At 58.4% G+C, this 20,701-nt stretch carries 14 protein-coding genes and 2 pseudogenes; 11 read left to right on the forward strand and 5 right to left on the reverse strand.

Going from position 1 to position 20,701, the window contains the following annotated elements; all coding sequences use genetic code 11:
* The first annotated feature begins 141 nt into the window (after positions 1 to 141).
* The 8 genes from FJ970_RS32180 to FJ970_RS32215 all read left to right on the forward strand — a co-directional run bounded on the left by FJ970_RS32180 (position 142) and on the right by FJ970_RS32215 (position 13,414).
* Positions 142 to 2,703 (forward strand): SIR2 family protein, encoded by a 2,562-nt coding sequence (locus FJ970_RS32180; RefSeq protein ID WP_140762418.1) that lies wholly within the window; start codon positions 142 to 144, stop codon positions 2,701 to 2,703.
* Entirely contained in the window at positions 2,669 to 4,171 is a 1,503-nt protein-coding gene (locus FJ970_RS32185) for a hypothetical protein (protein WP_227792340.1), read from the forward strand. The genes FJ970_RS32180 and FJ970_RS32185 overlap by 35 nt, the downstream gene beginning before the upstream one ends.
* 250 nt (positions 4,172 to 4,421) lie before the next feature.
* A complete protein-coding gene (locus tag FJ970_RS32190) occupies positions 4,422 to 5,024 on the forward strand; it encodes a restriction endonuclease subunit S (RefSeq protein WP_140761701.1) in 603 nt (200 codons plus the stop codon).
* A gap of 35 nt (positions 5,025 to 5,059) precedes the next feature.
* On the forward strand, positions 5,060 to 6,577 hold the full coding sequence (locus FJ970_RS32195) for a type I restriction-modification system subunit M (RefSeq protein ID WP_140761704.1): 1,518 nt from the start codon (positions 5,060 to 5,062) through the stop codon (positions 6,575 to 6,577).
* Complete coding sequence (locus FJ970_RS32200) at positions 6,570 to 7,826, forward strand: restriction endonuclease subunit S (RefSeq protein ID WP_140761707.1); 1,257 nt, start codon at positions 6,570 to 6,572, stop codon at positions 7,824 to 7,826. The genes FJ970_RS32195 and FJ970_RS32200 overlap by 8 nt, the downstream gene beginning before the upstream one ends.
* Positions 7,819 to 9,486: a DUF6119 family protein gene (locus tag FJ970_RS32205; protein WP_140761710.1), complete on the forward strand. Its 1,668-nt coding sequence runs from the start codon at positions 7,819 to 7,821 to the stop codon at positions 9,484 to 9,486. The genes FJ970_RS32200 and FJ970_RS32205 overlap by 8 nt, the downstream gene beginning before the upstream one ends.
* The gene (locus tag FJ970_RS32210) at positions 9,483 to 12,701 is read left to right on the forward strand and encodes a type I restriction endonuclease subunit R (protein ID WP_140761713.1); all 3,219 of its coding nucleotides are present in this window, start codon (positions 9,483 to 9,485) and stop codon (positions 12,699 to 12,701) included. Before FJ970_RS32205 ends, FJ970_RS32210 begins: the two co-directional genes overlap by 4 nt.
* On the forward strand, positions 12,698 to 13,414 hold the full coding sequence (locus FJ970_RS32215; RefSeq protein WP_140761716.1) for a M48 family metallopeptidase: 717 nt from the start codon (positions 12,698 to 12,700) through the stop codon (positions 13,412 to 13,414). Before FJ970_RS32210 ends, FJ970_RS32215 begins: the two co-directional genes overlap by 4 nt.
* 363 nt (positions 13,415 to 13,777) lie before the next feature.
* Here FJ970_RS32215 and FJ970_RS32220 read toward each other — a convergent pair whose 3' ends face one another.
* Positions 13,778 to 13,948, reverse strand: coding sequence for a hypothetical protein (locus FJ970_RS32220; protein ID WP_227792342.1), 171 nt, complete (start codon positions 13,946 to 13,948; stop codon positions 13,778 to 13,780).
* A 10-nt stretch (positions 13,949 to 13,958) separates the two neighbouring features.
* Between FJ970_RS32220 and FJ970_RS32225 the strand changes: the two genes are divergently transcribed.
* The 3 genes and pseudogenes from FJ970_RS32225 to FJ970_RS32235 all read left to right on the forward strand — a co-directional run bounded on the left by FJ970_RS32225 (position 13,959) and on the right by FJ970_RS32235 (position 16,214).
* On the forward strand, positions 13,959 to 14,288 hold the full coding sequence (locus tag FJ970_RS32225) for a hypothetical protein (protein ID WP_181178718.1): 330 nt from the start codon (positions 13,959 to 13,961) through the stop codon (positions 14,286 to 14,288).
* 824 nt (positions 14,289 to 15,112) lie between these two features.
* Positions 15,113 to 15,463, forward strand: a pseudogene (locus FJ970_RS32230) (sigma-70 family RNA polymerase sigma factor); the annotation flags it as partial.
* 58 nt (positions 15,464 to 15,521) lie between these two features.
* Positions 15,522 to 16,214, forward strand: a complete 693-nt coding sequence (locus tag FJ970_RS32235) for an amidohydrolase family protein (RefSeq protein WP_265336244.1) — start codon at positions 15,522 to 15,524, stop codon at positions 16,212 to 16,214.
* Between the two features lie 201 nt (positions 16,215 to 16,415).
* Here the strand turns inward: FJ970_RS32235 and FJ970_RS32240 are convergent, their stop codons facing one another.
* The 4 genes and pseudogenes from FJ970_RS32240 to FJ970_RS32255 form a co-directional block, all read right to left on the reverse strand.
* Positions 16,416 to 17,399, reverse strand: a complete 984-nt coding sequence (locus FJ970_RS32240; RefSeq protein ID WP_140761725.1) for a beta-ketoacyl-ACP synthase III — start codon at positions 17,397 to 17,399, stop codon at positions 16,416 to 16,418.
* Positions 17,396 to 18,645, reverse strand: a pseudogene (locus FJ970_RS32245) (adenosylmethionine--8-amino-7-oxononanoate transaminase). Before FJ970_RS32245 ends, FJ970_RS32240 begins: the two are co-directional and overlap by 4 nt.
* Positions 18,642 to 19,280: a dethiobiotin synthase gene (gene bioD, locus FJ970_RS32250; protein ID WP_140761728.1), complete on the reverse strand. Its 639-nt coding sequence runs from the start codon at positions 19,278 to 19,280 to the stop codon at positions 18,642 to 18,644. Before bioD ends, FJ970_RS32245 begins: the two are co-directional and overlap by 4 nt.
* Positions 19,277 to 20,419: an 8-amino-7-oxononanoate synthase gene (locus tag FJ970_RS32255; RefSeq protein WP_140761731.1), complete on the reverse strand. Its 1,143-nt coding sequence runs from the start codon at positions 20,417 to 20,419 to the stop codon at positions 19,277 to 19,279. The genes bioD and FJ970_RS32255 overlap by 4 nt, the downstream gene beginning before the upstream one ends.
* Between the last annotated feature and the right edge of the window lie 282 nt (positions 20,420 to 20,701).

Consider the following 20,701-nt stretch of genomic DNA (forward strand, 5'->3'; position numbering starts at 1 on the left):
GCTGTTCGCTGTCGCGCCGTCACCTTTGTGAGGCCACGGATGCCCCTAGACGAGCTGGGCCTCTGGAATGTGGATGATAATTTGTGCGATATGGGAATCAAAGAACAAATAGGGTACGCTTACTGCAGGAGTGACATGTCCATGAGTGGCAACGCCGAAGCTGTCAGTGTGCTTGGTCAACTATTGAGGCCGTCGGACGACCCGCCGCCGCTTCTGTTGCTCGGAGCGGGTGCATCGTTTCGCTCAGGCGTCCCTATGGCGGCAGAGTCCGTCAAGCAGATCGCGCGCCGTGTTTACTCTGAGCAGGTCCTAAAAGGCGCACGGCCGCCTGAGCGCGTTAGGCCGACAGAATGGGAAGTTTGGCTGCAAGCGTTTCCGTGGTTCATTCAGGGCAACGACCGGCTTGCAGAGAATTTCCCCCTGGTCGTTGAGCACCTGCTCCGGCCCGCTGAATTCCGCAAGCGCGTCATTCTCGACATTCTGAAACCGGTTAACGGGATCAGCCGAGGCTACAAGGTCGTGTCGGAACTGGTGATGCGCGGCCTCATCAACACGATTTTCACAACGAATTTCGACACGTGTCTGGTGGACGCCCTAAAGGAGCGGCAGCCGCATATCCGTCACATACACGAAGTCAACCGCGGGCCGGGTGACTTTGCCCAGTTCAACGTCTTCAACAAATGCCAGGTAGTCTGGCTTCACGGACGCGCCGAACAATATGCCGACAAGAATGCCACTGACGAAATTGGCGCACTTGATCCCGCGCTCACGGACCTCATCCGTCCCCTCACGCACGGTGCGCCTCTTATTGTCGTCGGCTTCCGTGGCTCAGAGCCATCCATCATGGACGGTGTGTTCGGGCAGAACACCGAAGGCCGTCTCGATTTTCCGCGCGGCGTCTACTGGTGCATTCGGCACGGTGAAACCCCGCACCCGCATGTTGAAGCACTGGCCCGTCGGCTCGGTCCGAATTTCCGGCTGCTGCAAATCGATGGTTTTGACGAGCTCTTTGATGAACTGGACAATGAGGTCGCTGGCCAGGAACGGTATTCCGCCCGCCCGGAGGATTCCGCTCCGGCAGAGCATCTGGCGGCCTATGATGAACGCATCGTTCCCGGGGCGTCGATCGACGATCTCGACCTCGACCTCGCGCTCTCGGTCCTGCGCGAATATTGCGTGAAACTGAAACGCGCGCCCATTACCAGTGAGTCCCTCACGACCCTGATGAAAGAACAGGGTCTGATAATCCCGGGTGACGGCGGCCTCGGCATTACGGCGGGCGCCTTGCTTCTATTTGGCAAGAGCACGCAGCAATTCTTCCCCCATGCCGTTGTGGCGGTGACCGAGGCTGGGAAGAAGCGGGAGGTCTATGACGGCAACCTCATCGGCCAGCATAAGCAACTGCTTGCCAAGATCGAGTCAGGTGACGTCAATCCCGTTCTCAAGGTGAAGAAGCAGCGGCAGCATGATGAGCGGCCAGCCTATCCCCCGCGCGCGCTTGTCGAGCTGCTGGTCAACATGCTCGTGCATCGGGACTATGCCATACATGAGCCTGCGACGATCGAAATCCGGCCGGGTGCCGAGATCGTCTTCAGCAATCCCGGCGGCCTGACCCAGAGGCTGGCGGGACGCTTGACGCTTGATAACGATGGCCGGTTCAACCCGACCGAGACCCTCACCGACACCCGAAATCCCTCATTGTGCGATGTGTTCTTCGGCCTCAGCGCGATGGAGCGAGAGGGCACCGGCCTTATTGAAGTCAGGGACCTGATGGGTGCGTCTGGCGGGGGAACGGCGTTCTATCACCGTCACGGATGCTTTGAAGCCATCGTCGAGCGCGCCACGAGCGCTGCGGGTTCAGATACGGTAGCGCGGTCGGATGTGCCAACTGGCATCTATATCCTGAACGTACTTCCGTTCAGCGTGCTGCCCGAACGAGTATCGATCGTCCAGCTTCGAAAGCCCTTGCGCGAACGCCCGGCGGGTTTCGACCTGTCGGAGTGCGGGACCTTCGTCGATCGTGGCACCGAGCTTTGGAGTTTTGTGCCCTTGCCGCTGCTCCTGACCATCCTCGGACCGATGGCCGACGAAGCATCGAGTGCCTGGATTCCCCGTTCGGAGATCGAAGCCGACCCTGACCAGCGCCGTGTGTTGTCATGGCTTTTGCGAAAGCACTGGGAACGCTACGTCAGCGGGTTTGCGGATCAGGGTCTGATGCTTGAGGAAGGAAAGCGAAAGAACCGCGCCTACTTCCAGGGGCGAGACGGGCAAAGCAGGACGTTTGTCTGGAATAGTCCGCAGCGCCGGAACATCAAGCGCGACGTTGCCAAAAAGCGGGGCGACGGCCCAAAGACATGGTTCGAAAATGAAGGGTTTTCCTTCGAGATTGTAGAGCTAGGCGGGCAGTGGTGTGTCCGGATAAAGCCCTTCTACATGTTCACGGGCCGTAACGGCAAAACGCCATTGCCGTCATTCACGCGCACGGCGAAGGCAACCAGCCGTATGAAGTTTGACCGCAACAAGAATGTCGAGGCCGACCTTCTGTTCTGGAGCCGGCTCTTGGGCAAGAGCGCGGAAACGATCAACATTGGAAACCGGCATGTCGACGATCTGATCCTGGAATCGTCGTTCCTAACGGTAGAGGTGCCCGAGATCGGGCTCGTGAAAGATGACGTTAAAGATCAAGATCGAATGCCTGCCTGAGCCAGAGCTGGTTTTTGGCGGCAACAAGCAAGGGGTCGACCCGCGCCGTGTGATGGCGGCGGCTGGACCCGTCGACACCGCGTCGATGCGGGACGTGCGCACTGCGCTTATCGGCCCCATGGACGAGATGGCCGCCGCACGCCAATGGCTTTTGCGCTTCAATGGCATGTCGGTCGCGCGCGAGCGTAACGCCCGCCGGTACCGCGACTGGCCGGGAGCAGCCCAGGCGCTCGGGGTCAACTTTGTCATTGAGGACCGTTTCGTTCGTCCGCTCGATGGTGAGCGGCTTTCCCATGCGATGGGCCGCGCGTCTCCAACGGAAAGGTTCGAGGAACTGCTCGATCTTTTCGATTCCAAGATTCAGACCCTTTTTGGCGACACACGCCCCGACTGTATCGTTGTGTGCCTGCCCGAGGAGCTCGCCGACCTCCGCATAAGCAATCCCAGGCTCTCAATTCAGGAGCGTAACGCTCTTGAGAGGCTACAGCGGGAGGAGGAGCAGGATCAGTTGTTACTGTTCCAGCCAACGCCGGAAGAAGCCAAGGCGGCAGAGGACCTGAGAACCCAAGCTGAAGATCTTCTGTTCAGGACCTTTTACAGAGCCCTGAAAGCTAAGATCATGACGCACCAGAACCCGGTTCCTATACAGGTTCTGCGCCGCGACACATACATGCGTCCAGATGATGTTGGCCAAAGTTTTGCGACGCGCGCGTGGAACCTCGCGACATCTCTGTTTTACAAGGCAGGTCATGAGCCCTGGAGACCGGCCGATCTGCCTGCCAACACCTGCTTCATCGGCATATCGTTCCATCATCTCAAGCGGCGCGAGGGGGATGTCGTCTACGCGAGCGTGGCTCAAGCGTTCTCGAACGAAATTGAACCCTTTGTACTGAAGGGCGCCACGGTTCCCCACGAACAGAGACGCAACCGCCAGCCTTATCTGAGCGCCGCGCAGGCGGGCGACATGATGAAGGATGTGCTCGACAAGTACGAAGCGATCGCCGGCGTGCTGCCTTCGCGCGTGGTGGTTCACAAGACCAGCACATACGAGCCTGAGGAGGCGGCTGGCTTCAGGAACGCAGCCGAATTGCGGGTGCCAGTTTGCGACCTGGTCTGGATCAGGCCTACGGCCTTCCGCCTGATCCGCAAAGGAATGCAAGAGCCCTGGCGCGGCACGCTCTGTACAATCGGAAATGATTCTTATCTCTACACGAGCGGCTACGTGCCGTGGTGGGATGAATATCCCGGCCCGCATATTCCGGCCCCCCTGCAGATTGGGTCCTGCGGGCCCACCGATATCCGCCAGCGCGCCAGTGAGATTCTGGCTCTTACAAAGATGAATTGGAACTCGAGCGAGGGTATCGGACGGCATCCGATATCGATTTCCTTTGCGCGTAAGGTCGGCATGCTTATGACCGAGCTCTCTGACAATCAGGTGCCGAACCCGTCATATCGGTTTCATACCTGATTGGGGCTCGTAACGATCCTCCGCGCGAAGAGGCTCCGGAACACACATCGCCAGCAGGGCGGCAGCCCGTCCGCTGTCTCGCCGTCGCCTGCCTGCAGTGAGGCGATGGACGGCCCATACCAAGCCGCGCCCCGGCAAACGGGTGAAGCTGGCTCCTCAGTCTGTAGGCGCTTCTACAGCATAAAATACCGGTTGACAGCCGGTGGGTTGGGTGGGCAACATGTCTGTAGAAAGGCCTACAGACATGCAAATGGCGATGCGCCAGATTTCAGAGATACAGATGGGGTTCACCGCCCGGGAGCGGCTTGAGGCTAGCGCTTCCGGTACGCCCATCTTACAGTTGCGCGATCTGCAACCGGACGGAACAGTGAATGCCTCGCAGATAATCAAATGCGAGTTGGGCAGTGTGGCTCCCCGCTACCTTGTCAGCGACGGAGATATCGTCTTCCGCTCACGCGGAGACAAAAACACGGCCGCCACCGTGGAAGGGTTGGAATCAGCGTCCGTCGCCGTTCTGCCGCTGGTCATTATCCGTCCTGACGGCGCGCTCGTAGACCCGCGCTACCTCGCCTGGTTCATCAATTCCGATTGGGCTCAGGGATATTTCGACAAGGCGGCACAGGGCACAAAACTGCGGATGATCTCGCGCGGCGACCTTGAAAACCTGCCGGTCGATCTCCCCGATCTCGCGACGCAGCGCAGGATCGTAGAAGTGGATGCGCTCGCCGCCGAAGAGCGCCGGCTCACGCTGCGCTTACTGGAAATCCGGCAGCGGCTACTAACATCGACGCTTCGCAGCCTCGCCCGGAATGACCAGCGAAGCGGCCCCGGCAACAAACAGAATCACCAATAACGCGGCTTTCGCTGCACACCAAACCGGAGGGAAAAATGACCGATCAGCTTACCCAGCAACAAGTGAATCAGACCGCATGGGCGGCCTGCGACACATTCCGAGGCGTCGTCGATGCCGGGCAGTACAAGGACTACATCCTGGTGATGCTGTTCCTGAAGTATATTTCCGACAACTGGAATGACCATCTGGAGTCATATCGCAAGCAGTTTGGTGGTGACGAAACCCGCATTCGCCGTCGGCTGGAACGCGAGCGGTTTGTTCTGCCCGAGGGCGCGAGCTTTTACGACCTGTATGCGAAGCGCAACGAAGCCAATATCGGCGAGCTTATCAATATCGCATTGGAGCGGATCGAGGACGCCAACCGCGCCAAGTTGGAAGGTGTGTTCCGGAACATCGATTTCAACTCAGAATCCAATCTCGGCCGGGTGAAAGACCGGAACCGCCGGCTCAAGAATGTTCTTGAGGATTTCGCGAAGCCTGCCCTCGACTTGCGGCCCTCACGGGTCACCGAAGACATCATCGGCGAGTGCTACATCTATCTGATTTCACGCTTTGCATCGGATGCAGGAAAGAAGGCAGGCGAATTCTATACGCCTGTTGCCGTGTCTCGCTTGCTGGCGAAATTGGCGGCACCCAAAGCTGGAGACACAATCTGCGATCCGGCCTGTGGCTCCGGTTCGCTTTTGATCCGCGCTGCGGAAGAGGTGGGTTCGGATAATTTCGCGCTGTTCGGGCAGGAGGTTAATGGCGCGACATGGGCACTCTCGCGCATGAATATGTTTCTGCACGCCAAGGACTCTGCGCGCATTGAGTGGTGCGACACATTGAACAGCCCAACGCTCATCGAAGGCGACCACTTGATAAAGTTCGATGTTGTCGTCGCTAACCCACCATTCTCTCTGGACAAGTGGGGTGCAGAGCACGCAGCGAACGACCAGTACAACCGCTTCTGGCGGGGGGTTCCGCCGAAGTCGAAAGGTGACTACGGATTCATCACCCACATGATTGAAATAGCCAAGCGGCAGAGCGGGCGGGTCGCCGTCATTGTTCCGCATGGCGTGCTGTTCCGTGGTGGCGCAGAAGGTGCGATCCGCAAGAAACTGATCGAGGAAAACCTTCTCGACGCTGTCGTGGGCCTGCCGGCTAACCTGTTCACTACAACGGGCATTCCTGTGGCCATACTTGTGTTTGATCGCTCGCGCGAAGAAGGCGGGGAGAATGCCGCGCGTAAGGACGTACTCTTCATCGACGCGAGCAAGGAGTTTACGCCGGGTAAGACCCAGAACGTGATGGACAGCGCGCATACAAACAAAATTTTGGAGGTTTACCGTAGTAGATCGGTGATCGAAAGATATTCGCATCTCGCCGACACAGGCGAACTAGCGCTGAATGACTACAACCTCAACATCCCGCGCTATGTCGATACCTTTGAAGCTGACGAAGAAATCGATGTCGCCCTACTGCAAAGAGAGATCAATCAAATCGAAAATGAACTTGTAGAGGTGCGCGGCCGCATGTCCGGACATCTGAAGGAGCTTGGCGTAGATGTCTAAACATGAATCGATTCTGCAAACGGACGAAGCCCGCGCCGTGCAGGAGGCCTCCCGCGCGATACCTAGCGGCTGGACGCAATGCAGTTTTGCTGACCTTGTCGATTTTCGCAATGGCATGAACTTCACGCAGGCGTCTAGGGGGAAAAAGATCAAGGTAATCGGTGTCGGAGATTTTCTGGACAATGAAGTTTTGTCCGATTTTTCAAATACGAAAAGCACGACGTTGAACGGAGAAATAAATGAGGATGATCTTCTAGTTAACAATGATCTATTGTTTGTCCGATCTAACGGCAACAAGGCACTGATTGGGCGATGTGTTTTGGTCCAGGATGTATCCGAGCCGTTGTCATTCTCAGGATTTACAATTCGCGCTCGGGTCAAAACCGAGGATGTTGACCACAGTTATTTGTCGAAGCTGGTGCGCTCCCCTATGTTCAAGGAACACTTGCATCGTCTAGGGGGTGGATCAAGTATAAGCAATTTAAATCAGGACATCTTGGCGAAGTTTGTGTTCGAACTTCCTCCAATTCACGAGCAGCGCAAGATAGCGGACATATTGCGGGCGTGGGACGCGGCACTGGAGAAAACATCGCAGTTGATTGAGCTTCGCCGGAGGCAATATCTCGGGCTTCGCGATCAAATAATCGATTGGAAATCGGCAAAAAGGTCGAGCATTCAGGACTTCTTGTCACCCGTCTCGCGACCGGTTGAGAAGCCCGATGGTCCGTATCGCGCGCTTAGTGTCCGCAGTCACGGCAAAGGCTCGTACACACGTGAGGTTGAGAATCCTGATTCGGTCGACATGGACACCCTTTTTGTGGCCCGGGCAGGCGATATCATCGTCAACATTACATTTGCCTGGGAGGGTGCAATTGCGTTGGTTCCCACCGAGCAGGACAATTGCTTGGTGTCACATCGCTTCCCCACATTTGTTCCAATAGCGGGAAAAGCAAGCTCACGGTACTTGCGGCATGTTCTGACTACACCGCGTTTTTTCTATTTATTGGGCTTGGTGTCACCTGGAGGCGCAGGACGGAACCGCGTTCTAAATAAGAAAGACTTTCTTGAACTGGAGGTGCCGTTTCCTTCCTACGAACGTCAGGAGATTATTGCGCGCGTCTTAGATGACACTGAGATAGCTATCAATGCGGAGGTCAAATACCGAGACGCGCTCGCCTCCCAAAAGCGCGGATTGATGAAGAAACTTCTCACCGGCGAGTGGCGCGTTCGGGAGGCGGCCTTTGCCTAAGCACAAGACCACTCGCACCCTTAACCTGCGGCTTCTGCGGAAGGGGCGGACACCGGAAACGGCTTTTTCGGCCAGCTTCGCCCCGGACGAGGAGCGTGCGCTTGAGCAGCGTCCTTGGGACGGGGTTGAGGGGGCGTCTCTTTATATCGGCCAGGTGTACGCCAACCCTCCGAGATGGACCGGTTTTCTTCAGGGAGGAAGCGCCGATCTGCCGACTGATATGCTTACCAGCGGTGCGGGCGCAGTTCTGTTTGTACCGGTGAAAGACCGGATGGCGGCGGTGTGTTTCGGACATGTCCATATCGCGCTGAATGACGATGCCTTCGAGCGCCAGTTTGGCCTGAAAGTCACGCTGAACACGGTGCCGCGTGGGAACTTGCGAACGCTTGACCTGGCGACACCGGATGCCGTGACGTTTCAAAAACGCGTTCAGGCCAGTAAGGACAGCGACCTGCAGGAATTCGGCGTCGATATGCTGCGTGACCTGGCGCGGGTTGCCGGTGGGACGCCGACGAATCCTGCCTTTGCGCGGTTTATTGCGGGTAAGGACGCTCTGTCGATCACATGCGCGGTCGAGCCTGGAGACATTCAGGCCAAATGCGCGGAGATTGTCGAAGCGTATGGAAAAATCGACTACCGCAAGGAGTTCTCCTGGATCGACAATATGCGCGTCGTTCGCGAGAAGGATCTAATCGCGCACTTGGACGCCAGGCTCTTTCAGGCCATTGCTGATCTTCGCGCTGGCAAGGCATCTGACCTGCACATGGCGCCGCCGGAAATTGTCAACTACACCGAAGGCAGCGAGCTTCACTACAACGGCTTCGGCAGCCACGGAACAACGTTCCACAGCCTCTCAATTGAGGACTACATCGCCGAACTTGAGCGGTGCGACTTTGATGGCGAAATGGCCGATGTCAAAGACAAGCACCGCATCAAAGCCAAGGGAGAGGACGAGGAGGAGTTCTCCGAGAAGTGGCGTCTCTACGACTGCTTCGTATTCGAGACGTCGTTGGGCGCTGGAGCGACGGAGAAGCACTACGTCCTCTTTGCCGGGGATTGGTATTGCGTCGAAAAGCAATTCAAAAAGCAAATTGACGATTTTTTCGATGCCGCCGAGAAGGTCACCATCATCGGTGCTACGACCTGCAAGAATGAAGAGGCGCTGATCGCGGATACGCATGCTAATCGCGCCGATCTGCTGAAGCTTGACCAGGAAAAGATCAATCCCGCCGGAGTCCGCTATGGGAATCTGGAACCGTGCGACTTCTTTTCGGGCAATAAGGAATTCATCCACCTGAAGGATGGGCATTCCTCGGGACCAATCAGTCACCTGTGGTCTCAGGGCGTCGTCAGCGCTGAAGCGCTGGTGAGCGATGCCGATTTCAGAAAAAAGCTGCGGTCCAAGGTCCGGAGCTTCGGCAGGGGCTTTGAGGCGCACCTTCCGAAAAGCGGCGAGAAACTTGTCCGCGACGACTACAAGGTCGTTTTCGGAATTATGAGAAAACCGTACGCCGACGGCTCCCTCGGCCTCCCTTTTTTCAGCAAGGTAAGTTTTCAGACCGCCGCCCTGCGCATCCAGCAATTCGGCATCCCGGTTGCGATCGAACTGATCGAAAAGCCTGCATCTGATGCGGCCGACGAAGATGGGGGCGATGAATGAGCTTTAACGCCGCTGAGAAGTATCAGTCGCAGATTCCGGCGCTTCAGCTGCTTGTTGCCTTGGGCTTCCGCCCACTTTCGCAAGCCGAGGCCGACCAGAAACGTGGGGGGCGTCAGCGCAATGTGACTCTGGACGACGTGCTCGTAGAGCAGCTGCTGAAGATCAACCGTTTTACCCATCGGGGGCAGGATTATCCGTTCAATCTTGAGGACGCACATGAAGCGATCAGGCGGCTAAAGCCGACGCCGGACCGCATCAAGGGCCTTAAAGGCACCAACCAGGACATTTACGACACGCTGGTTCTCGGAACTACGATCACCAAGACGATAGACGGAGACTCAAAGAGCTATTCATTCAAGTTCATCGATTGGGAGCGACCCGAGAACAACGCGTTCCATGTTACGGCTGAAGTCTCATTTGAGCGCGCGGGTACGACACAAACCAGGCGATGCGACATCGTTTGCTACGTGAACGGTGTGCCTTTCGTGGTGATCGAAAACAAGCGGCCAACCGAGAGCCTAAAGAAAGCCGGGAGTCAGCTGATCGGCTATCAGAACGAGGACAACATCCCTCATCTGTTTCATTTCGCGCAGCTCCTCATGACGATGAACAGACAAGAAGCGCGCTACGCGACCGTGGGTACGCCTCAGAAGTTTTGGCAGACTTGGCGCGACGAGGAGGATCGGGACGAGCTCATTCTTCCCTTGGCTAACCGGTCGCTCACTCCAGCGGAGAAGTCGGCTGTCTTTTCCGGTGATTTCGCCGAAGCGCGCCCGTTCTTTGAGGCATCTGAAAGTGAAGGTCCGCGTGCGGTTTCGGCCCAGGATCGAACAATCTACGCGCTCTGCCGCCCCTCACGGCTTCTTGATCTGATCCGACGCTTCACCGTCTTTGACGGCGGCGTCCGCAAGGTCGCACGTCATCAACAGTTTTTCGGTATCCGTCTAGCTGTCGAGCGCGTCAAGAGGACTGACCTCAATGGCATTCGCAAAGGTGGCGTGATTTGGCACACGCAGGGCTCGGGCAAATCGCTGACAATGGTCATGTTGGGCCGCGCGCTCGCTCTTGATCGCGACATTGTCAACCCGCGCATCATAATCGTCACTGATCGCGATGATCTCGATAAGCAGATCAAGGGAACATTCAAGTCCTGCGACATGGAGCCCGTTAGGGCGAGCAGCGGCACGCACCTACTAAGCCTCATCCGTAACAAGGCTTCGCTGATTACCACTATCATCAACAAGTTCGACACCGCGTCCAAAGGGGATCATGCGGCTGACGACGATGCCAGCATCTTTGTCTTAGTTGACGAAAGCCATCGTACGCAGACCGGGCGCTATGGCGGACATGGCAAATTCGCTATGAAGATGCGGCGCATCCTGCCCAAGGCCTGCTATCTCGGGTTCACTGGCACGCCTCTCCTCAAAAAGGAAAAGAACACGCTGTCGACGTTCGGCGGCCTCATCCATAAGTACGCGATCGACGAAGCCGTCGCCGACGGCGCGGTCGTGCCGCTCCTTTACGAGGGGCGGATGGTCGAACAGCAGCTTACGGGGAACGTCATTGATCGGTGGTTTGAAAAAATCAGCGAAGGGCTAACCGACAAGCAGAAGGCGGACCTGAAGCGCAAGTTCTCACGCATGGATGCCCTGTCGAAAACAGGGCAAGCCATTCGGGCGAAAGGCTACGACATTTCCGAACACTACCGGCAGTTCTGGCAGGGTACCGGATTCAAGGCGCAGCTCGTTGCGCCGTCAAAAGCGGCTGCCGTTCGCTTTAAGGAAGTTCTCGACGAAATCGGGCATGTGTCGAGTGAAATCATAATCTCTACGCCCGACGACAATGAAGGAAACGAAGAGGTCGACAAGGAGTCCAAAGACCTGGTCCGCAAGTTCTGGGACCGGACAATGGCCCGCTTCAATAGATCTGAGGATGAGTACAACCGCCAGATTACGGAGAGCTTTAAAGGCTCCGGTGATCCTGAGATACTCATCGTGGTATCTAAGCTGCTGACAGGGTTTGATGCACCGCGCAATACGGTGCTTTACGTTTGCAAAACGCTGCGCGAGCACAACCTTCTGCAGGCGATTGCCCGTGTCAACCGGCTGTATGAGGAAGACGGGCAAGAAAAGCAGTTCGGCTTCATCATAGACTATGAAGGGCTGCTGGGTGAGCTGGACAACGCACTTACGACCTACAGCGCTTTCGATGGATTTGAGGCTGAAGACCTGGCTGGTACCGTCCACGACGTGCGGGAGGAAATTAGAAAACTCCCCCAGTTGCACAACCAGCTTTGGGATATCTTCAAGAACATTCGCAACAAGCGCGACATGGAGCAATTCGAACAATTTCTTGCTGACGAAGGGGTTCGCCAGGATTTCTACGAACGCCTTCGGACTTTCACGCGGTGCCTCCATATCTCGCTTTCGTCAGACAAGCTTTTCGACGTGTTTGCGGAGGACAAGGTTGATGCCATGAAGCGCGACTGGAAGCAGTTTTCCGAACTCAAGCGCTCGGTTCAGTTGCGCTATCAGGAAACCGTCGACCTCAAGGAATTCGAGCCAAAGATTCAGAAGCTTCTGGACGATCACGTCGTGGCAATGCCTGCCGAGACGATTATTGAGGTCGTCAATATCAACGATCCGGAGGCTCTCAGAGCCGTTGTCAATGAGACCGGCGTTTCACAGGCATCAAAGGCGGATCGTATCGCCAGTGCGACGCGGCGAAAAATTACCGAGAAGATGGATGAGGACCCAGCACTTTACCGACGCTTTTCTGAAATGCTGGAGGAGACCATCCGTGAGTATCGGGACAAGCGGATGTCTGAGAAGGATTATCTGAACAACATTATCGATCTAGCGAGCAAAGTCGCCAGCAGAGATCATGGCCGAGCCGTACCCTCCATCATCAAAGGCAATGATGACGCTCAGGCATTTTTCGGGCTTCTTCAGCCGGTCCTTTCGCGGTCCGGGAATGGGCAGGACGTCGACGCTGCGGCTGCCGACATCGCCCTAAAACTGATCGAAATTGTAAAGGCCCATCATATCGTCGGTGTATGGGCGAACGACATCGCTCAGAACAAGATGCATAACGCGATCGATGACTATTTCTTTGATATCTTGCGGGACGAAAAGGGCATCGAACTCACTCTTGAGGATATCGATGACCTGGAACACCAAATCATGGACGTCGCCCGCGCAAGGTTTCCGGCATGACGGCAGGGAGCTTCCAAATCGAGTACGGGAACCAAGCGATAAACTTCGCGATCATACGCCGCGATCGCAAGACACTGGAAATCGCGGTCGAGCCGGATATGAGCGTCGTCGTCGCAGCGCCTTTTAATGCGAAGATCGAGGACATAAAGATCAAGGTGCGCAAGCGGGCCGCCTGGGTTCGGCGCCAGCAGCGCTACTTTGCACAGTTTCTTCCGCGTACGCCCGAGCGCTTATATGTAGCGGGCGAAACCCACCTGTATCTCGGCCGCCAATATCGCTTGAAAGTCGTCCCCCATATTCAGGACGGGGTGAAGCTCATCAGAGGATTCATCCTTGTCCAGACGCATTTTCCGGATCGTGCGAATGTCACTCAACAGTTGGTGGAGGACTGGTACAGGATGCGCGCGCAAGTCAAGTTCAGAGAGCGCGTTGAGCTGAGCCTTGACAGGTTCTCCAACCCCGAAGCGTTCAGGCCAGCGGGGTTGACGATCAAGTCTCTCGCGCAGCGCTGGGGATCAATGTCGCCAGCTGGCCGTCTCCTTCTGAACCGCCGCCTTATTCAAGCGCCTGTCGATACCATCGACTATGTGATTACCCACGAACTTTGCCATATCGCGGAGCCCCACCATGGGGCCGCCTTTTTCAGCCTTCTCGGCCGAGTTATGCCGGATTGGGAGAAGCGCAAGCTCAAGCTTGAACGGTATATGGCTTAAGCGGGCAAACGATTTAGAATCATATAACACAAACAATTACATACGAGTTCTCAGTTTCATCCTGTCGGGCGCGCCCGAGAGGATTCGAACCGTTATGAGATTCGAGTCAGAACATTGAACGCTGCCCCTTCTAATTTTCCCGAGAAGGCGATCAGAGTTACATTCCTGAATGTCCGCTAACGATAACGGAAGCGCAGTAAGCTGTCGGTCCGCAATCGACCCCGTTCATGCCATTGCTGATGATCACCGGAATTGCGGAATGGGCAGCCTATTGACGTCAAAACACAGAACGCCCTCTCAACGTTCGTCCTTTGTGCTTCGAAAGTCGCATAAAGGGCAGTGTGGAATTAATTTGTGGTAGCGTTAACCGGCTCGTCGCGCTGCGGTGTTCGCCTGGATTCTCAACTTTTCAAGCCAGGCTCGGCACATCGTTTCAATGTGATCGATGAGATCGGAGACGCGCTCTGCGAGCCACTGACGCGCTTCCTGTGTGATCTCGAAATGTTGGGGGTAGCGGGCGAGCGGAGCACGCATTTTTTACTCCGTGCGATTGGCCGACGGGACGGACATCCGCGCGACCGCCGAGGCCAATCTTCTCGATGGAATGCAGCGAGGGAAGGAGCGCGTTTCGTTTCCGGAACTCGGCAATGACTGCTGTCGCGATCGGCAACCCGTGATCGCCATCGGCCGCCGCATCGATTGCAGCCAGGGCGCGTTCAAGGAAAGCGGATGGAGTGTCCAGACGAAATCCTCTGACACCGCACCCATGGATGGTTTGATCCTGCGGGCGCCAAATGATGCGGCAATCGCGGTTGCGAAGGCCCTCAAAGACGCTGGCGTCAAATTCGAAGCGTCCAAGCCAACGGGACAATAAGCGACTTCATTTTGAAGAAGGCTAATTAAGCGAAATTTGTACGCATTCGGACATGCCATTGCGCACAGATCCGCTTAGGAACATGCTCAATCTTCACCGGCTCTTGCCCTCAAAAGCCGGTGCGGCCCGGCCTGCGGAATCCTGTGTCACACGATGAGCAGGCCGGGCTATTGTCCCTTTGTGCGTGGTGCCAGATGACTGACAATTTCGGTCACGCCTTCGAGGTAGCTATGATCCTCGTCATGGCCCTTGCGGCGATTGGGATCGTCCTGGTTGTCATGGAAATCTTCTGAAGGACGCTATCTGAAAAAGCCCCGGTGCTTGGGTCTGCACCGGGGCTTTTGACATGTACGCTTTACATCAGCATGTCCGCTTATCAGCATGTGCTGATATGGTGAAGGAATGGTGAATAGACCCTGGCCGGCTTTTCATGCGCAACGTGCTAGACAGGATGATGAGCAAAAAGCGCGCCTTCGTCGTCTACTCGCCGCCTATGAAGGGATTCCCGTTCTTGGCCGTGACCCTTGATCCAAACGGAACCGCTATCGCCAGCCCATTCGGCACCGAGTATGAGGCAGTGGCGCACATTCGAGAACTCGCCGCCGCGCATGGACATGGGACCAAGCACTAGGGGCTAACCCTTAGTCTCTTCGCGCTTCCGGCGCACACGCGCACGGCACCTGCCTGATCACCAAATGCATGCTCGGCGTTTTTGACACGGACATTGATCTCAGGCGCGAATTCCTGTCGTCGATTCCAGTGTGACGAATTTTCGGGAACCCTTGTTGTCGAGACCCATCTATTGAAGGGCAAGGAGACTGCTCATGTTGTACGTTCGACGAGACGCGACCGAAATCATCGCTGCGTCTGATGACCTGGAATTGGCACAGCGCGCCATGGCGCGCGACGGCGCTGCCTTCCGCACCATCATCAAGACGCATAACCAGCGGCTTTATCGCATCGCGCGCGGCGTAGTGCGCAATGACAGCGAGGCGGAGGACATCGTCCAGGAGGCCTATGTCAGGGCCTTTGCCCACCTCGAGAGTTTTCGCGGCGACGCCTCGCTCGGCACGTGGCTGTCGCGCATCGTCATCAACGAAGCGCTTGGCCGGTTGCGTAAAAGACGGCGAACGGTGACGATGCCCGACAACCCCCAAGCCGAAATCATCCGGTTCGAGCCTCGGTCGAATTGTCGATGGCGTCGATGCAGTCCGAAAAGCGGCCCGAGATGAGATCCGTCGCGGCGCGCATCAGGTCAAGCTGATGGTCGGGGGTGGTATCGCGTCCTATACGGACCCGATCACTTTCGCCCAGTTCTCAGCCGAGGAAATTCGCGCAGCAGTGGAGGAGGCAGAAAACGCGGAACGCTATGTCATGGCCCATGCCTATACAGCGCGCTGCATTCGCCACGCCGTGGTCAACGGAGTGCGATCCGTGGAGCACGGGAACTTCCTCGATGACGAGACGGCGCAACTGATGGTGGAGCGCAACGCGTATCTGGTTCCAACCTTGTCCGCTTACATAACCATGTGGGAAGAAGGCCTCTCGATCGGCATGCCGGCCGAGCTTCACGCGAAGATCAAATATGTGCTGGACGTGGGATCAGCTTCGCTGGAGGTCGCGCAGCGGCATGGCGTCAGGATGGTGTACGGGACCGATCTAATCGGACCTCTCCACCGTCATCAGTCGCTGGAATTCGCGATACGCCGCGAGGTGCTGTCCGCAATCGAGGTGATCCGATCGGCCACCAGTACTGCCGCGGAACTCTTCAACATGGAGAGTGAGATTGGACGCGTTGCCCAGGGATTGCGAGCGGACTTGCTTGTTGTCGACGGCAACCCGCTGGATGACATTGGCCTGCTGCAGGATCCTGGCCGTCTGCTGATGATCCTCAAGGACGGCGACATCTACAAGGACGCGATTTGAAACTCGCCGAAACCCAAAGCTCTCCAGCTCAGCGATCTTGAACCGCGTCGCCTTCAAGAGCACCGGGACTCCCCTGTTGAGGGGGTTGGACGATGCGAAGCTACCTTGTCAACTCTTGTCGCGGGCCAGTGGGTCCTCAAAGGTGAGGTCGGGACGTGTTAGGAACTGCGTTGCACAGGCTTCGTGGGCGCCCTGCCGAAATCAGAAACCAATCACCAGCGCACCGCCTGTCAGGCCGGCGCCCGCCGCTGCCAGCAGCAGTTTGGCGCCTGGTCGAAGTGGATCGGCGCTGTGCGCGACCGACAGCGACAGGGGGATCGTTGCGGCCGACGAGTTGCCATAGTCGGCGATGGTTTTGACGATGAGCTCATCATCGATGCCGAGCGCCTTGCCGACCGCGTTGAAGATGCGGGCATTTGCCTGATGCGGCACGAAGCGCGCGACGTCCTGCGCCGAAAGACCAGCCGCCTCCAGCGCCTCTACGGCACAGCGACTCATCATCTCCACCGCCTTGGCGAAGACGTCGCGGCCATTCGCGATGGTCATGCGGGTTTCGGCGATGTCGATCTCGTCGGAGAAGGGACGGTTGCTGCCGCCCGCCGGGATGTGGATCAGGCCATAAGCGGAACCGTCCGAGGCTAGTGAGGCGCCGAGTATGCCGTGGCCAGGATCGCCGGAAGGGGCGAGCACCAGCGCACCTGCCGCATCGGCAAACAACACGGCGCTTGCCCGCTCAGTCGGATTGATCCTGCGGCTCAATATGTTGGCAGCGATGACGAGGGCTGGCTTGTTGTGCAGGCGCACGAAGCCGTCGGCGAAGGTCAGCGCGTAGATGAACCCCGCGCAGGCGCCGGCAAGGTCGACCGCGCCGGCCTTTTCAAGGCCGAGCCTGTGCGCCACCAGCGGCGCGGTCGGCGGCAGCAGATGATCCGGGGTCGAAGTGGCGAGCAGAAGCAAGCCGACGTTCTTGCGGTCAATGCCGGCTGCCTTTAGCGCCGTGTCGCCTGCTTGTGCCGCCAAGCCAGAGAGCGTGTCGTCGCGTTCTGCCCAGAAGCGTGACCGGATTCCGGTGCGCCCCTCGATCCAGCCTCCTTCCAGTCCGAGGCTCGCCTCGATCTCGGCATTGCCAACCTTGCGCGCCGGGACGTGATGGCCAAGGCCTATGATGCGCGACGTGCGGTTCATAGGCTGTCGCTCGCAAGCTCGGCTGCCTCGTCGATTGCATCATAGACTTGGTCGAGTTCGCCCGATGTGACGCTATAGGGCGGCAGCACGTAGATAACATTGCCGAGCGGTCTTACCAGCAACCCGCGCTCGAGGAAGAAGGCGCGCAGCCTTGGGCCGACCTCGGCGAGATAGCCGGCATTGCCGACGCTGAGGTCAAGCGCGGCAATCGTACCGGTCGTGCGCACATTGTTGAAACGCGGATCCCCATTGAACCGCGCGATCTTGTCCTTCTGCATCCTCGACAGGGTGGCCACGCGCTCGGCCACAGGCTCATCGTTCCAGATGGCGACATTCGCGAGTGCAGCCGCGCAAGCGATCGGGTTGGCCGATGAAAGAAGGTCCTGGACCGGTCCGTGGAAAAGTGAGCACGGAAGATCGCATCGGTGGCAAGCGTCGCCGCCAGCGGCAACGAGCCGCCCGTCAGCCCCTTGGAGGTGCACAATATGTCGGGCGCGATCCCTGCCTGCTCGCAGGCGAACATGGTGCCGGTGCGGCCCCAGCCGGTCATGACTTCATCGGCGATGAACAGCGTGCCCGAGCGCTCGGCGATGCGCTTGAGTTCGGCAAGAACCTGTGCCGGATACATCAGCATGCGACCCGCGCCGAGCACCAGCGGCTCGATGATCAGCGCTGCGACTTTGTACTGGCGCGCCAGTCGTTCGAACGCATCGAGCGTCTCTTGTTCGTGTCCCGCGGAAGGGAAGGGGATGATGTCGACCTCGAACAGCAGGGGCTCGTAGGCGGCGTTGAAGACACCACGAGCGCCGACGCTCATCGTGCCGATGGTGTCACCGTGATAGCTGTCCTCGACGACAACGATGCGCGAGCGTGGGAAGCCATTGTTGCGGTGAAAGCCTAGCGCCATCTTGAGCGCAACCTCGACGCTGGTCGATCCGCTGTCGGAATAAAACACCCAGTCGAGGCCCGCCGGCGTCATGTCGACCAGCGCCGCGGCCAATTGCTTGGCCGGCTCGTGGCTGAGACCGGCGAAGATCACCTGGTCGAGCGTTTCGGTTGCCTCCCGGATCGCCGCCATGATCTTCGGATGACGATGGCCGTGCGTGATGACCCACCACGACGAGATCGCATCGAGTATGCGCTTTCCGTCTCGGGTCTCGACATAGGCGCAGTCGGTGCGCACGATGGTCGGCGGCACCGGCTCGGTGGCATGTTGGGTGAAGGGATGCCAGACAGCGGAGCTCATGGTCGGATCTCCATGAAGTCGGCGGCGCTGAATGAGGTCTGCATGGCGGCGGACAGCGTGCTGGGCGTCAGGGATTCCAGACGCGGCAGACGGCCAAGCACGCGAACCTTGCCCATATCGGTGATCGTTTTTTGCGTGTCGACCACCCTGTCGCCGATGAACACCACCCCGAGCAGCGGTATGGAGCGGCTGCGCAGAGCCTCGATCGAGAGTAGCGTGTGATTGATGGTGCCGAGCGTGGTGCGGGCGCAGAGCACCACCGGCGCGTTCCATCGCGCGAAGACGTCGATGTAGAACGCGCGGCTGTTGAGCGGCACCAAAAGTCCGCCGGCGCCTTCGACAACGAGCGGCCGGCTGGTCGTTGGCAGGACAAGCGCCTGTGCATCGATCTCCACACCGTCCAACTTGGCGGCAAGATGTGGCGATAGCGGCTGGCGCAGGCGCCAGGCCTCGGGCAGCACACGATCGCCAGACAATCCGGCGAGCAGGGAGACAATTTCGCTGTCAGTTTCTTCGCAGGTACCCGACTGCACCGGCTTCCAGTAGATGCCGTCGATCAGGCCGGTCAGCCCGGCCGCGAACACCGTCTTGCCGACGCCGGTGTCGGTGCCGGTGACAACGATCTGCACTGTCACGGCGCGTACTCCCGTTCGTCAGCAAGCGCGTCAAACAGCGCCGAAACGTCATGCTCGCCAACATTCAGCGTCAGCGAAATCCGCAGCCTTGCCGTACCCTCGGGCACGGTTGGCGGGCGGATGCCCCGCACGTCGAACCCGCGCGCCTGCAACTTCTGCGCCAGCGCCATGGCGCTTGCATTGTTGCCAACGATGATCGGCAGGATCTGCGAACCGCTCGCCGGCAGGCCCAGCGCCTCAGCCCGCTTGCCGGCAAGCGCGACCAGGGTGGCCAGCCGCTCACGGCGCTCCGGCTCATCCGCAACAATGTCGAGGGCTGTCGCTGCAGCCACTGCCATCAGCGGCGAGGGCGCGGTGGCGTAGATGAAGGGGCGGCAGCGGTTGACGAGGTAGTCGCATAGCACCGTAGGCGCGGTGACCAGCGCCCCGGATACACCGAGCGCCTTGCCGCAGGTGTGCAGGACCACGACATTGTTGCGGCCTTCAAGATCATGCGCGAGGCCGCGCCCGTCCGGACCATGGACGCCGGTGGCGTGGGCCTCGTCGACGAACAGGAAGGCGTCGTGGCGGTCCGCGACGGCGATCAGTTCACCGAGCGGAGCCCGGTCGCCATCCATGCTGTAGAGGCTTTCGACTACGATCCACGGACGGCCAGTGCCGCCCATGGCTCGCCAGGCGAGAATGGCGTCGTCCACGGCGCCCGCATCGTTGTGGGCGGCTTCCACCAGTTCGGCTCGGCCCGTTCGCGCCCCCTCGTGCGCGCTGGCATGGATGAGTTCGTCCAGCACGATAAGGTCGCCTTTCTGGGGCAAGGTCGTGAGCACCGCGAAATTGGCGACATAGCCACCGCCGAAAAACAGTGCGCGCTCGGCGCCGAAGAAAGTGGCTGCCTTGGCTTCGAGCGCCTCGTGTTCGGGATCGTTGCCGCGCAGAAGCCGCGAGCCGGTGGCCCCGACAGGCGTGCCGGCTGCGAGTGCCGCCGCAACGGCCTGCGCAATACGCGGGGAGCACGCGAGACCGAGATAGTCGTTGGAGGCGAAGTCGAGCCCTGAGCGGGCGCTCAAGGTGCGCAACCGATCCTTGCGGGCAAGCCCGCTCAAGGTCGCCTTGTAGCGGTCGAGCAAGGCTCGCCCGCTCACAGGGCCTCGGGCTCCATCGGCTTAATGCCGAGCCGGCGGAACAAAGCGCTGTCCTTGTCCTCTCCGGGGTTCTCGGCGGTCAGACCGCGCTTACGCCAATTGCAGCCTCTATCCGCGCGACCCTCTTGCTTTTGCTAGAGCCGGCTTTTGGCCAATGACAAAATTGAAGGAAGGCACTTTTCCTGCCAAGCATCAGCGCTGCCTAAAGGTTCTGAACGATCCGAAGCGAAATTCCATCGCTGCGAAAATCAACTTGCGGAACTCAACAAGCGTTTTCTTGCC

It is taken from the genome of Mesorhizobium sp. B2-1-8 (genome assembly GCF_006442545.2).
Classification (GTDB): Bacteria; Pseudomonadota; Alphaproteobacteria; order Rhizobiales; family Rhizobiaceae; genus Mesorhizobium.

What these genes read in the sequence shown, in the direction of transcription:
- FJ970_RS32180 (WP_140762418.1), top strand. Translation starts at nt 142, where the DNA reads ATGAGTGGCAACGCCGAAGCTGTCAGTGTGCTTGGTCAACTATTGAGG.
- FJ970_RS32185 (WP_227792340.1), top strand. Translation starts at nt 2,669, where the DNA reads ATGACGTTAAAGATCAAGATCGAATGCCTGCCTGAGCCAGAGCTGGTT.
- FJ970_RS32190 (WP_140761701.1), top strand. Translation starts at nt 4,422, where the DNA reads ATGGCGATGCGCCAGATTTCAGAGATACAGATGGGGTTCACCGCCCGG.
- FJ970_RS32195 (WP_140761704.1), top strand. Translation starts at nt 5,060, where the DNA reads ATGACCGATCAGCTTACCCAGCAACAAGTGAATCAGACCGCATGGGCG.
- FJ970_RS32200 (WP_140761707.1), top strand. Translation starts at nt 6,570, where the DNA reads ATGTCTAAACATGAATCGATTCTGCAAACGGACGAAGCCCGCGCCGTG.
- FJ970_RS32210 (WP_140761713.1), top strand. Translation starts at nt 9,483, where the DNA reads ATGAGCTTTAACGCCGCTGAGAAGTATCAGTCGCAGATTCCGGCGCTT.
- FJ970_RS32215 (WP_140761716.1), top strand. Translation starts at nt 12,698, where the DNA reads ATGACGGCAGGGAGCTTCCAAATCGAGTACGGGAACCAAGCGATAAAC.
- FJ970_RS32220 (WP_227792342.1), bottom strand. Translation starts at nt 13,948, where the DNA reads ATGCGTGCTCCGCTCGCCCGCTACCCCCAACATTTCGAGATCACACAG.
- FJ970_RS32240 (WP_140761725.1), bottom strand. Translation starts at nt 17,399, where the DNA reads ATGAACCGCACGTCGCGCATCATAGGCCTTGGCCATCACGTCCCGGCG.